The sequence below is a fragment of the Clostridium sp. TJA038 genome (assembly GCF_058310255.1).
The window spans coordinates 1-13965 of sequence record NZ_JBZEFA010000015.1; the positions used below are offsets into that span (position 1 = coordinate 1).

10 protein-coding genes, 2 tRNA genes and 1 rRNA gene are annotated in these 13965 nt (G+C 27.5%); 1 reads left to right on the forward strand and 12 read right to left on the reverse strand.

All coding sequences use genetic code 11. The features are described from left to right. Positions 1-430 precede the first annotated feature (430 nt). The gene (locus AC4FQV_RS11545; protein ID WP_491140379.1) at positions 431-1987 is read right to left on the reverse strand and encodes an AbgT family transporter; all 1557 of its coding nucleotides are present in this window, start codon (positions 1985-1987) and stop codon (positions 431-433) included. A gap of 381 nt (positions 1988-2368) precedes the next feature. Between AC4FQV_RS11545 and cls the strand changes: the two genes are divergently transcribed. After that, on the forward strand, positions 2369-3811 hold the full coding sequence (cls, locus tag AC4FQV_RS11550) for a cardiolipin synthase (RefSeq protein ID WP_491165570.1): 1443 nt from the start codon (positions 2369-2371) through the stop codon (positions 3809-3811). A 66-nt stretch (positions 3812-3877) separates the two neighbouring features. Here cls and AC4FQV_RS11555 read toward each other — a convergent pair whose 3' ends face one another. From AC4FQV_RS11555 to rrf, 11 genes are all read right to left on the reverse strand, one after another. Then, positions 3878-4321 carry a VanZ family protein gene (locus AC4FQV_RS11555; RefSeq protein ID WP_491140378.1) on the reverse strand — a complete coding sequence of 148 codons (444 nt, stop codon included), beginning with the start codon at positions 4319-4321 and terminating at the stop codon, positions 3878-3880. Between the two features lie 62 nt (positions 4322-4383). Beyond that, positions 4384-5490: a glucose-1-phosphate adenylyltransferase subunit GlgD gene (gene glgD / locus AC4FQV_RS11560; protein ID WP_491140377.1), complete on the reverse strand. Its 1107-nt coding sequence runs from the start codon at positions 5488-5490 to the stop codon at positions 4384-4386. Between the two features lie 28 nt (positions 5491-5518). Further along, a complete protein-coding gene (locus tag AC4FQV_RS11565; protein WP_491140376.1) occupies positions 5519-6685 on the reverse strand; it encodes a glucose-1-phosphate adenylyltransferase in 1167 nt (388 codons plus the stop codon). A 222-nt stretch (positions 6686-6907) separates the two neighbouring features. Continuing rightward, positions 6908-7351, reverse strand: coding sequence for a hypothetical protein (locus AC4FQV_RS11570; protein ID WP_491165568.1), 444 nt, complete (start codon positions 7349-7351; stop codon positions 6908-6910). 118 nt (positions 7352-7469) lie between these two features. Then, the gene (locus AC4FQV_RS11575; RefSeq protein WP_491140374.1) at positions 7470-9905 is read right to left on the reverse strand and encodes a glycogen/starch/alpha-glucan phosphorylase; all 2436 of its coding nucleotides are present in this window, start codon (positions 9903-9905) and stop codon (positions 7470-7472) included. A gap of 29 nt (positions 9906-9934) precedes the next feature. After that, complete coding sequence (gene glgA, locus AC4FQV_RS11580) at positions 9935-11365, reverse strand: glycogen synthase GlgA (RefSeq protein ID WP_491140380.1); 1431 nt, start codon at positions 11363-11365, stop codon at positions 9935-9937. 230 nt (positions 11366-11595) lie between these two features. Further along, positions 11596-11736, reverse strand: coding sequence for a hypothetical protein (locus AC4FQV_RS11585; RefSeq protein WP_491140373.1), 141 nt, complete (start codon positions 11734-11736; stop codon positions 11596-11598). A 107-nt stretch (positions 11737-11843) separates the two neighbouring features. Then, on the reverse strand, positions 11844-13184 hold the full coding sequence (locus tag AC4FQV_RS11590) for an APC family permease (RefSeq protein ID WP_491165569.1): 1341 nt from the start codon (positions 13182-13184) through the stop codon (positions 11844-11846). A gap of 539 nt (positions 13185-13723) precedes the next feature. Further along, positions 13724-13799, reverse strand: a tRNA-Ala gene (locus AC4FQV_RS11595). Between the two features lie 5 nt (positions 13800-13804). Continuing rightward, positions 13805-13881: transfer RNA gene (locus AC4FQV_RS11600), tRNA-Ile, on the reverse strand. 3 nt (positions 13882-13884) lie between these two features. Further along, a 5S ribosomal RNA gene (gene rrf, locus AC4FQV_RS11605) occupies positions 13885-13965 on the reverse strand; the annotation flags it as partial.

Consider the following 13965-nt stretch of genomic DNA (forward strand, 5'->3'; position numbering starts at 1 on the left):
TTCTGTTTAATTTTCAAAGACCATTTCTTTGTCGCCCTCAAGCGACTTTCTTAGTTTAACATCACTTTGAAACTTTGTCAACAACTTTTTTTCAAAACTTTTAATTTATTTTGTTAAGTTGTTTCCGCATCTCTTAGCGACGAGATTTATCTTACCATGTTACTAAATATAATTTATAATATTTTTTATTATTTATCATATTTATTTTTAAAATACTATAAAATTCATCAAATTACTATGTTTTTCTTATGATGATACACCAGGTTTTGTTTTCTTTATTTTAATTGAATTAAATTACATCTATTACATTTTAATAAAATAAATTTATTTAAATTAATATCTATTTTATAAAAAAACCATAGAAGGGCTAAATATTTATCCCTTCTATGGTTTTTTATTTTATATTAAAATCATATATTATTATCTATATTTATATAATTATTCCCGCTCCTGGTCCTAAAGGTAACTTAAATACATACCAAATCATTAATAAAATTGTCCATCCTATCAATAATGATACTGAATAAGGAACCATTGTAGATATCATTGTACCCATACCAGCTTTTTTATCATACTTTTCACTAAATGAAACAATTAATGCAAAATAAGTCATAAGAGGAGATATTATATTTGTTGTAGAGTCTCCTATTCTATAAGCCATTTGTGTCATCTCTGGACTTATACTAACACCCATAAGCATAGGAACAAATATAGGTGCCATTATAGCCCATTTCGCTGAGGCTGAACCCATAAATAAATTTATAAAAGCTGTTACAAGTATAAATCCTACTAATAAAGGTATTCCTTGAATTCCTGTTGCCTTTAAAAACTCTGCTCCTTTAACAGCAATTACAGTTCCTAAATTTGTTTTTCCAAAATATGCAACGAATTGAGCTGCAAAAAATACTAAGACTATATATGAACCCATTGTAGACATGGTTTTACTCATTTCACCTATTATATCTTTATCATTTTTTATCTTACCTGCACCAATTCCATATCCAACTCCTGCTAATAAGAATATAAAAGCAATAGATACAACTATAGAGTTCATAAAAGGTGAACTTAAAATTTCGCCTGTCTCTGGATTTCTTAAAATTCCATTAGGAGGTACAACTAATATCCCTATTATTATAATACCAACTAAAGCAAATAGTCCTGCAAATTTTAATCCTCTCTTTTCTTTTTTATCAAGAGGTTTCATTGCATCTTCATCACCTTCAATAAGTTCTCCCTTGTATTTTCCTAATCTAGGTTCAACTATTTTTTCTGTAACTAATGTACCTATTATAGTTATTACAAAAGTTGAAGCCATTATAAAGTACCAGTTTCCTACTGGTGATGCTGTATATGAAGGATTAAACATTCTCGCTCCTTCTGTTGTCATTCCAGCTAATAAAGCATCTACAGGACCTGGGAAAAGATTTGCACTAAATCCACCTGAAACCCCTGCAAAAGCAGCTGCTATCCCAGCTAATGGATGTCTTCCACAGCTCATAAATATTACAGCTCCTAAAGGAACAAGAACAACATATCCAGCATCAGAAGCTATACTTGACATAACGCCTGCAAAAACAACAACCATAGTTACTAAGCTTTTTGGTGTCTTTAAAACTAATCTTCTTAAAGCTGTTCCTATAAGTCCAGTTCCCTCTGCTACTCCAACACCTAACATAGCAACTAAAACAGTTCCTAGTGCAGCAAAGCTTGTAAAATTACTTATTAAAGATTCAAATATATATCTTATCCCATCTGCTGTTAGCAAACTTTGAACAGATACTGTAATTTCTTTAATTTCTTTTGTTGCATTATCTATTCCTTCATAAGTAACTGAAACACCTTTAGATGCTAAAAAATGAGATAAGATTATAACTGCTAAACAAAGTATTACGAAGATAGTAGCTGGATGAGGGAGTTTATTTCCTACCTTTTCTATAAACCCTAATATTCCACTACTTTTTTTACTAGCCCCTTTTGTAGCCTTCAAATTTAATATACCCCCTTTTAATGATTATTGATTTTGCCCCAACAACAATCATCAAAATTTATTATTATTTTAATTTATTATATCATTTTTTGATAATATTTCAATATAATTACTTTTTTATAACAAAATGTTAATAATTAAGCTTATTTTCTGATAGTTTTCTCACTTTATTTCATTAAAGAAATTTTATTGTTTTTAATAAACCTCCCTATTTGACTGTATTTTTATTGATAATATTATTTTATGCTTCATAATTAATATAGTTTAATACTTTATTTTTTTATTTTTATAATATATTTTTTATAAACTGTTTAGAATTGGTAGTTATTGAAATAATTAATGTTAAAATAATATTTAGTACTATATTTATAGGGAGGGATTATTATAAACTATACAACCACCTTTTTATATATAGCATTTATAATAAATGTAATCTTATCTATAATTATTGTTGTTTTAGAAAGAAAACAACCTGAAAAAACAATAGCATGGCTATTAATACTAACACTTCTACCTCCTATTGGATTAATTTTATATATTTTTTTAGGGCGTAATTGGAAAAGAAATAAATTAAATGACAGAATAGACCCTAAAATAAAAGATTTAATAAGTCCAATTTTAGATGAATATCCTGAAAAACAGTATGTATCTTTAATGGAGCTATTAGCTTTTAATAGCGATTCACCAATTTTTATAAATAATGATATAAAAATTTATAAAGATGGAGTAGATAAATTTAAAGATTTAAAAGAAGAATTACTTAAAGCAAAACATCATATACACTTAGAGTACTATATAGTAAATAGCGACGAAATAGGAAATGAAATAAAGGATATATTAATACAAAAATCCTTAGAAGGTGTTAAGGTGAGATTTATTATTGATAAAGTTGGTTCAAGTAGCTTAAAAAGAACATATATTAAGGAATTAAAAAATGCTGGAGTATCTGTAGTTATGTATTCTTACTTTTTAGCCCCTCTTCTAAAGATAATAAATACCCAGATAAATTATAGAAACCACAGAAAAATAGTCGTAATAGACGGACAAGTAGGCTTTCTAGGAGGTATTAACATAGGAGATGAATACCTTGGAAAGAATAAAAAATTCGGATATTGGAGAGATACTCATTTAAGAATAAAAGGAGATTTTGTGTTAGCTCTCCAAGCTGTATTTCTAGATGATTTCATAACTATAGAAAAAGCTAATAATAGCTATACCTTTTATGATAAAGAATTTTATAGATATTTTCCTGAAAACACTAATGTTCATAAAAAAGTGCTTATGCAGTTAGTTAAAAGTGGTCCTGACTCTACCTTTCCTGCTATAATGCAAAGCATATTAAAAATGATAATGAATGCAAGAGAAAATATATATATAACAACTCCTTATTTTGTTCCTCCTTCAAGTTTAATGGAGGCACTTAAAATTGCCTCTTTAAGTGGAGTTGATGTTAAAATTATTTTTCCTGAAAAATCAGACCATATAATGGTGAATAAAGCTTCTAGAAGTTATCTTTCTGAACTTATGGATTGTGGTATTGAAGTTTATCTTTATGATAAAAATTCTTTTATCCACTCTAAAACAATGACAATAGATGGTAAGATATGCACCTTAGGTACTGCTAATATGGATATAAGAAGTTTTGAACTTAACTATGAAATAAATACAGTTATATATGATAAAGATATAACAAATAATATAGATTCTTTATTTTTTGAAGACTTGTTAAAATGTAGACACTTTAAAATTGAAGAGTATGAAACCTCAAATAAGTTTAATAAATTTGTAGAAGGCTTTGCTAGAATTTTTTCTGCTCTTTTATAAAAAAAGCTTACTAATTACTAAAATAAAGACTTTAGTAATATGTAAGCTTTTAATTTATAGAATATACTATCTTCTACTAAAAAATTTATTTTTTAAAAATGTTAGTAATAATCCAAAGGCACCACCAGAAGTATCTATAAGAACATCTTTAAATTGTCCACTTCTTCCCTCTACAAATAACTGATGAAACTCATCACTACAGGCATAAACAAATACTATAACTAAAGCATAGAAGTATGCTTTTTTCTTATTTATATATAACCTTAAAAGATTATAAGCTAAGAAATAAAGTATCATATATTCTGTAAAGTGTGCCCCTTTTCTTATGATATAAGTGGACATTTCTCCAAAACTACTATTTAAATCTATTCCAAGCATACTAAATAAATTAACTACAAACCCACTTTGTTTAGAAGAAACCTCTCCAACTTGATTTGACATAAAAAATATAAACGCCATCCATAGTATCATCAAAATCCATGCAATTATTTTTTTTCTTTTATTATCCATATTATCTCCTTTTTTACTTTTGTATAACTTAAATTTAAATGATACTATGATTTATTTCAAGTTTATATTACATTAGGTTTACTTAAAACCATAGGACAATAATCAAGTCCTACAATCTTTTCTGTATCTCTTATTACAGCAGCTTTATCTGTTATTATTTTATCTAAATAAGCACATTCTCCTATAATAGTTTCCTGCATTATAATACAATTTTTTATAATAGATTCAGGTCCTACATAAACCCTTCTTCCAATTATACAGTTTTCAACTTCCCCTTCAATATAAGAGCCATTTGCTATAATAGAGTTAGTTACCTTACTATTTCTAGTATAATGCGTTGGTCCTTCATCTCTAGATTTTGTATATATAGGGTCATTATCTATAAATAATTCTTTATAAATCTCTTCATTTAATAAATCCATGTTAGCCTTGTAATATGATTTTAAGGAATTTACGCAACTTAAATACCCTTTAAATTCAAATCCTTTAACTCTCATATTATCTAAAGAAGCACTTAAATAACTTTTAAATTTCCTGTGAGAACCTAATCTTATACACTCATATATTATTTCTATAAGTAAGTCTGTTCTTAATATATACATTTCCATACTTATATTACTCTTTTCTTCTCTTCCTAAATTCTTACCTATACTTTTTATAAAGCCATTTTCATCAAAATTTAAAACATCACAATCAATAAAATTAGCTTCTGCATCACTAACACTTTTATATATTATGGTAACATCATTATCCTCTTCTTTATGATATTTTAATGCCTCCTTTAAATCCATATTACAAATCATATATGAAGGAGCCATAAGCACATACTCTCTTCTACTTTTAGTTAGAAAATCTAAATTTTCATAAAGATTAGTTATATCATCATAATAGGGATCTCTTTCTCCAAAGTTAAAAACTCTTAACCCGTCTCTTTTTCTGTGTAAATCCCATGGTCTTCCATTAGTTAAATGGTCAACTAATGAACGTGATTTATTTTTACTTAAAATTCCTAAAGATTCTATTCCAGCATTAGTCATATTAGATAATATAAAGTCAATAACTCTATATCTACCTGCTATTGGAACTGCTGCTAAAGGTCTATTTTTTGCTAACTCTCCAATTTTACTTTCATTTTCATCAAGATTTATTATGCCTATACAGTTATTCATTAAACTACTCCCCCTAAAATCAAAAATACTATCTTACCATAGAAACCTCTTCTATTATTTCTTTATTTTTTATTAAAACTTCTTTAGAGGCTATAACTGCAATTTTATCTCCATCTCCAATCTTACACCCTTTTCCTACCATAGCCTCACTTCCTATAATTGCTTTTTCTATTGAAACTCCATCTTCTATTTTTGTATTTGGCATTATAACCGCATCTTTAATAACTGCATTTTTTCCTACATAAACTCCTTGAAATAAAACTGAATTTTCTACCTTTCCATGAACTATACAACCTTCTACCATTAAAGATGATTTTATCTCTGCATCTTTTCCTATAAATTGAGCAGGTCTTACTGGGTTTGCTGAATATATTCTCCACTCACTATCATAAAGACTTAATTCATCTTCATATTTTAATAAATCCATATTAGCTTCCCAAAGACTTTCTATAGTTCCAACATCCTTCCAGTAACCTTTAAAAGGATATGCTATAAGCCTCTTACCTGCATTTAACATTTTAGGAATTATGTTTTTCCCAAAGTCATTGCTTGAACTTTTATCTAACTCATCCTCTTCTAAAAATTTCTTTAAAACTTTCCAGTTGAAAATATATATTCCCATTGAAGCATTTGTACTCTTTGGATTTTTTGGTTTTTCTTCAAATTCATATATTGAAAAATCTTCTCTTGTATTCATTATTCCAAATCTACTAGCTTCATTAAGAGGAACATTTATTACAGCTATAGTAGCATCTGCTTTTTTCTCCTTATGCATATTTAACATTTTATCGTAATCCATTTTATAAATATGGTCTCCTGATAAAATAAGAACATATTCTGGATTATATCTTTCTATAAATTCAATATTTTGATAAATTGCATTAGCAGTTCCTTTATACCAATCTCCACCTTTTTCTTTTTGATAAGGAGGTAATATGCTAACCCCTCCATCTCTTCTATCTAAGTCCCAAGTATCACCAATACCTATATGCTCATTTAACTCTAAAGGCTTATACTGTGTTAAAACACCTACAGTATAAATACCTGAATTAGAACAATTGCTTAGAGGAAAATCTATTATTCTATACTTTCCCCCAAAAGGAACTGCTGGTTTGGCTAAATTCTTAGTTAATACTCCTAACCTTGAACCTTGCCCTCCTGCTAATATCATTGCAACTATTTCTTTTTTCGCCACAAGCCACTCCCCCATTTTATACCTTTTATTACATTAATTGGATATTTAAATTATAACATAAATTTTATTGAACTTTATAGTTTATTTAAATTAATTTACAACAAGTTTAATCTTATAATAAAATTATTTTAAATCTCTTTAATAATTTTAATTTAAATTTTTATATAAATAAAAAAAATAAAGAGTACTACCCTTAATAAGCTAGTACTCTAAAAACTTAATTTACTTATTCTCTGCTAAAAACTGATTTATATATGCAATTGATTGTTCTATTAATATTTGACCATTTCCTAAACTTTCTATTTCTCTCTCAAGATTATTCATTCTCTGCTCAAGTCTATATACAATTTCCTTTACATCATTTAAAATTTTACCTTCGTAAGAAATCTGATTTCCATCAGCATCTATAAAAATTTTTTCTGGCGGATTTCCACAAAAAGTACACTTTGCATATATATTATTATTATCTGCATCCTTAAAAACCTTAAATGTATCCTTATTACAATTTGAACAATTTGATAAATTTAAAACTGAGCTATTTTCAATCTCATAATCATATTCACTACCACACTCTTTACATATAACCTTCATTACACCATCATTGTTGTCTATATAAAAAGTATTTCCATTACACCCCTCTTTTTGGCATACTATTGTTCTTATCATATTATCCACCTCCATATATTGGATTAATATGATTTTTTATCTTATAAAATACCTATGATTAGTTAAAATTTTATAACTTTAATAGATAAATACTAAATAATTATTATAAAATTCTATATTAAAGATTTTTGTATATAACTTTAGAACCCCATATACCTGTAGCATATTCACTTATAGTCCTGTCTGATGAAAAAATACCAGAGTGTGCTATATTTATTCCACATTTTCTATGCCACTCCTTATTAGTTCTATAAAGTCTATCTACCTCTTCTTGGGCTTTTAAATATGAATCAAAATCTTTTAAAACAAAAAACTCATCATTATAGGTTAATAAGTTGTCATAAAGACTTCTAAACTTTTCCTTATCCTTAGAATAAAAACCATTAATTAAATCATCAGTAACCCTAATTAATCTATTATCCTTATTCCGCACATCCCAAGCAGAATATCCTCCCCTTAGATAATAATCAAGAACTTCATTTTCTGTTAACCCAAAAATTATTATATTATCCTTTCCAACTTCATCCTTTATTTCTATATTAGCTCCATCTAGAGTAGCTATAGTAAGTGCTCCATTCATCATAAATTTCATATTTGATGTACCTGAAGCCTCCTTAGTAGTTGTTGAAATCTGCTCACTTAAATCTGTAGCTGGAATTATTTTTTCTGCAAGAGAAACCCTATAATTTTCTAAGAAAACAACTTTAATTTTATCATTTACCCTCTTGTCATTATTTATTTTATTTGCAACTGAATTTATTAATTCAATGGTATTCTTTGCTAAATAATATGCTGGTGCTGCCTTTCCTGCAAATATAAATGTTCTAGGCACTATTTCTAAATTAGGATTTTCTATTAATCTATTATAAAGTTCCATTATTCTTAAACAATTTAAAGTTTGTCTTTTATAAGCATGTATTCTTTTAACTTGAACATCAAAAATTGAATTTGGATTAACCTTAATACCATTACTTTGAAGTATAACCTTTGATAAATTTTCTTTATTTTTTCTTTTTATCTCTTCTAGTCTTTCTAAAACATAAGAATTATCTACATACTTTTCAAAATTCTCCATATCTGTTGGATGCTTAATAAAACTTTCACCTATAGTTTCTTTTAAAAGATTAGTAAGCTCAGGGTTACTCTTTAATAACCATCTTCTATGTGCTATTCCATTTGTTTTATTATTAAATTTACTTGGGTAAAGATAATAAAAATCACTCATTTCTTTTTTCTTAAGTATTTCTGTGTGTAATTTTGCAACACCATTTACACTATGACTTCCAACTATAGCAAGGTTAGCCATTCTAACAAAACCATCTCCTATTATAGCCATTTTAGAAATCTTATCCCATTGTCCAATATATTTATTCCAAAGTTCAGCACAATATCTTTCATTCATTTCATTAACTATCATATATATTCTAGGAAGTAGTTCTTTAAACATATTTATTGGCCATTTCTCTAAAGCCTCTGCTAAAATAGTATGATTTGTATAAGATATTGTATTTGTAGTTATTCTCATAGCACTTTCCCAAGAAAGCCCTTCTTCATCTAACAAAATTCTCATAAGCTCGGGGATTGCTAAAGTTGGATGAGTATCATTTATATGAATTGCTACATATTCATCAAATTCTTTTATTTTCCCACCATTTTTCTTATAATGTCTAACTATACTTTGAAGACCAGCAGATACAAAAAAGTATTGTTGCTTAAGTCTTAAAAGCTTTCCTTCATACATTGAATCATCTGGATACAAAACCTGTGATATTGCTTCAACAGAATTTCTATACTCTATAGCTTTTAAATATTGACCTCTGTTAAAGTAAGAAAAATCAAACTCATTATCTACAGGCTCAGCACTCCATAGTCTTAAATTATTTACAACATTATTTTCATATCCAACAACAGGAGTATCATAAGGAACAGCTAAAATAGGTTCGTAGTTTACATGAGTAAAGCTTAGTCTTCCATTAACCTTCTCACATCTAATATCTCCACCAAATTTAACTATTTCAGCCTTATCAATTTTTTTAACTTCCCAAACATTTCCGTTTTTAAGCCAACTATCTGGTGTTTCAACTTGAGAACCATCAATTATTTTTTGATTAAAAAATCCATACTTATATCTTATACCACATCCATGACCAGCTATATTTAGAGAAGCCATTGAGTCTAAAAAACAAGCTGCTAGTCTACCTAATCCACCATTTCCTAAACCTTGGTCGCTTTCAAATTCTTCTAACTCATCTAAGTCAATATTTAATTCACTTAAAGCCTCTCTGCATATTTCTCTTATGCCTAGATTTAATAAGGCATCACCTAAAAGTCTTCCTAATAAAAACTCCATAGAAAAATAGTAAACCTGCTTTTGTTTTGACTTCTCATACTTCTTTTTTGTATTTACTAAATCTTCTGCAATGTAATCTCTAACTAAGGATCCAAGAGCTTCGTACTTATGAAAGCTTTTACCTTCTTCAAGTTCAATACCATGAAGTTCTAAAAACTTTTTCTTATAATCTCTCTTAAAATTTTCCTTATTTATAGATAGCATTTACTCGCCTCCTACAAATATTATTAAAATTAACTTAAAAGCTCCTTATATAAAATCTCATATTTCTTTGCAGATTTATTCCAACTATTATCAGAATTCATACAATTAACAATAAGATTTTCCCAAGCTTCCTTATCTTTAAATGTTTCTAAGGCTTCTTCTATAGAATTCATAAGACAATTATGGTTATAGTCTACAAAAGTAAAACCATTGCCCTTTTTATTATATTTATCATAGTGAATAATTGTGTCTTTTAATCCACCTGTTTCTCTAACTATTGGAATAGCACCGTATCTTAAAGCTATAAGTTGCCCAAGTCCACAAGGCTCAAATAAAGAAGGCATTAAAAACATGTCAGAAGATGCGTATATTCTATGAGATAATGCATTATCAAATTTTATATTAACTGACACTTTATTTTTATATAACTCCTGTAACCCCTTAAAATGATTTTCATAATTAAAATCTCCAGTTCCCAATATAACTAATTGAACATCTCTTTGAAGAAGTCTATTTGCTATGTTTACTATTAAATCACATCCTTTTTGATTAGTAAGTCTAGACACTATACTTATCATAGGAACATCTTTATTTAATGGTAAACCTAACTCTTTCTGAAGTGCTAATTTATTTACTTTTTTATCTTCTATGTTTTTTAAAGAATAATTTTTATATATGAATGAATCCTTCTCTGGATTAAATTCATCATAATCTATTCCATTTACTATTCCTTTAAGGGCGTAATTTCTTTCCCTTAATAGCCCATCTAAATTTTCTCCATAACTTGGACTTTGTATCTCCTTAGCATAAGTTTCACTTACAGTTAAAACTCTATCACTATAGTTTATTGCTCCCTTCATGAAACTAATTCCACCATAAAATTCTAGACTTCCATTTCTAAAAGGTTCATAATCATATCCAAAAAAATCAGGTAAACATTCCTTTTGAAAATTTCCTTGGAATAAAAGATTATGAATTGAGGTTATAGTTTTTATTTTGCTATAAAAATCCTCTTTAGAATATTCTAACTTATGAAGTACAGGAATCATTCCAGTATGCCAATCATTACAATGTATTATATCAGGACACCAATTAACTTCTTTTAGAGTATCTAAAATCGCTCTATCAAAGAAAGCGAATCTCTCCCCGTCATCAAATTCACCATATATGTTATCTCTATGGAAATAATACTCATTATCTAACAAATAATATATAACTCCGTCAAATTCACATTCATATATTCCACAATATTGTTTTCTCCATCCTACAGATACCATAAACCATTTAATAAAATTAAGCTTTTCTAAAAGTTCTTTTTTTATAGAACTATACTTAGGAAGAATTACCCTAACATCTAATCCATTTTTTTTAAGTTCCTTAGGTAAAGCACCCATTACATCTCCTAACCCGCCAGTTTTTATAAATGGATTCGCCTCTGAGGCTGCAAATAAAACTTTTATCAAATTAATTCCCTCCAAAACATCTAATATAATAAAATTTATCTTTACAAGCAAATAAATATTTAATACTTCTTTATAAAAGAGATTTTAATAAATATAATAATATATTAAATGTATTTTTTTACCAAAACAATATTTAAAAAGTTCTAATCATTATAATTTTTTTATTGAATATAAAAAAATAAAAGCTATGAAAGAAAAATTCTTTCATAGCTTTTAATATAAAAACTTTAATTTAAATTCTTAATTTCTTCTTCTATTTTTTTAATAAGATTATCAATCTCTTTTGTATCTTTATTGGCTAAAATGAAATTTCTTTTTTTAAGTTTTAAGTTAACTAATTCATCTTCTAACTCTTCTACTTTTGCCATCCCAATACACTCCCCACAAAATTTTCTCTACCATAAATTATATAACCCAAATTTTAAAACTTATATTTATTATATAATAAAATTTATAATATTACATAACAAAATTGTTAATTCTCAAAATTCATTTTATGAAAGTGTTTTTTTATACTCATATATCCGTAAATAGGAACTCCAAGTAATATTAATATAAATCCATACATTACTACCTCAGCTCCTGATGCATATATTGCCCAAATAGCAAAAGCAAAACCAATTAAACATCTAACTATTAAACCTAAGTATTTCTTTAAAGTAGCTTTTTTATCATCTCTTATTACAAGAATAATTTCAGCTATAGTAGAAATAGCATATATAGGTAAATAACTTAAAGTTGCTAATACAACTATGAAATTGTAAGCTCCTGATAATCCTTTTGTAAAGTTCATTAAAAAGATAATATTTATAAATATACTACCTATAATTAATGCTGCATGAGGTGTATTATATTTTGGATGTACCTTTGAAAAAACTTTAGGGAAAATTCCATCTTCTCCCGCTGCATATCCAACCCTAGCAGTTGATAATAACCATCCCATAGCAGTACCTAAAATACTTATAGCTATAGCAATATTTAAAATATTTAAGCTTTTTAAATTTAATACTTTAACTATTATATCTGAAATTGGTGCAGAGCTTGCAGCTAATTCACTTTGACTCATAGCTCCCATAGCTACAACACTTATTAATATGTATAATATTGTACTAATTAGCATTCCAAATATTGTACTTCTCTTTACGTTCTTTTCTGGATTTTTTATTTCTCCACCTGCTACAGAAGCAGTTTCTAATCCCATAAATGCCCATAGAGTTAAGGAAGCTGCTATTGGAACAGTAGAAATTCCTTTTCCTGCTGGAAACATTGGTGTTAAATTAGAAGGATCGAAATAAATTAATCCAACAACTATAAAGAATACAAATAATAAAATTTTAAAAACAGTTATAGTAGAAGCTACTGTTCCTGCTAACTTTGTTCCTCTTATATTTATATATGTACAAATCCATAAAAGTGCAGTACAGAATAAAAATCCTATTATAGGCGAATTAGTTAAACTAGTAATAACTTGCCCTAAATATGTAGTAATAACTATAAATATAGTTGCATTACCAATCCATGAACCATTCCAATATAGCCATGCAGTCATGAATCCCATGAAATTTCCATAAGCTAATCTGGAATACTCATATGTTCCTCCTGTCTTTGGAATTTTTGAACCTAAGTTAGCAAAAGTTAATGCTAATACTAAGGAACCTAATCCTGTTAACAACCATGCAATTATAGTTGCTCCTGGTCCTGATACTCCAGCTAAACTAGATGGAAGCATAAATATACCAGAACCCATCATGTTTCCAACAACTAAAGCAGTTGCAGTAAACAATCCTATTTCCTTTTTTAATTTAGGTTTTCCCATTTTTAATCCTCCTAAAAGCAAATAAATCCAAAACAATAATTTCACTATATAAATATTAGTTTTTACTATTTAATTAATTTTATATAGCTTACAACCCCAATTAAAAATTTAAACCCTTACATATTAAAAAATCCTAATAAAATAATTCTATAACTTTAAATCATTAAAGTTATAGAATTATTTTAATAAGTATAACTTAAAGAATTAAATAAAATACTAATTTTTACTAAATATTTAACCACTTTATTTTATACTTATAACTAGCCCTTAGAGTTTTTTTAAATATAAAACTTATAACAATAATCAAAATTTAACCATCATACATAATTATAAATAAAAACATAATTATTTTCTATAAAATATAAATATTTATACTTCATTTTTTGTAAAAATACTTTAAACTGAAGTTTACACATATTTATTAGTAAAAAATTTCAAATTATTTTCTTTTAAATATTAAATTTATTAAGTAATAAATTTACCATTAAAGAAATAAAATAAAAAATAAAAAAAGCTATGAACAAAGTTCATAGCTTTAATGGTGGAGGTAAGGAGATTCGAACTCCTGACCCCCTGCGTGCAAGGCAGGTGCTCTCCCAACTGAGCTATACCCCCAAAAATGGTGGACCTTCAGGGACTCGAACCCCGGACCTACCGGTTATGAGCCGGTTGCTCTAACCAACTGAGCTAAAGATCCATGACCTGGCAACCACCTACTCTCCCACACAGTCTCCCGTGCAGTACCATCGGCCTCTATAGGCTTAACCTTCGTGTTCGGAAT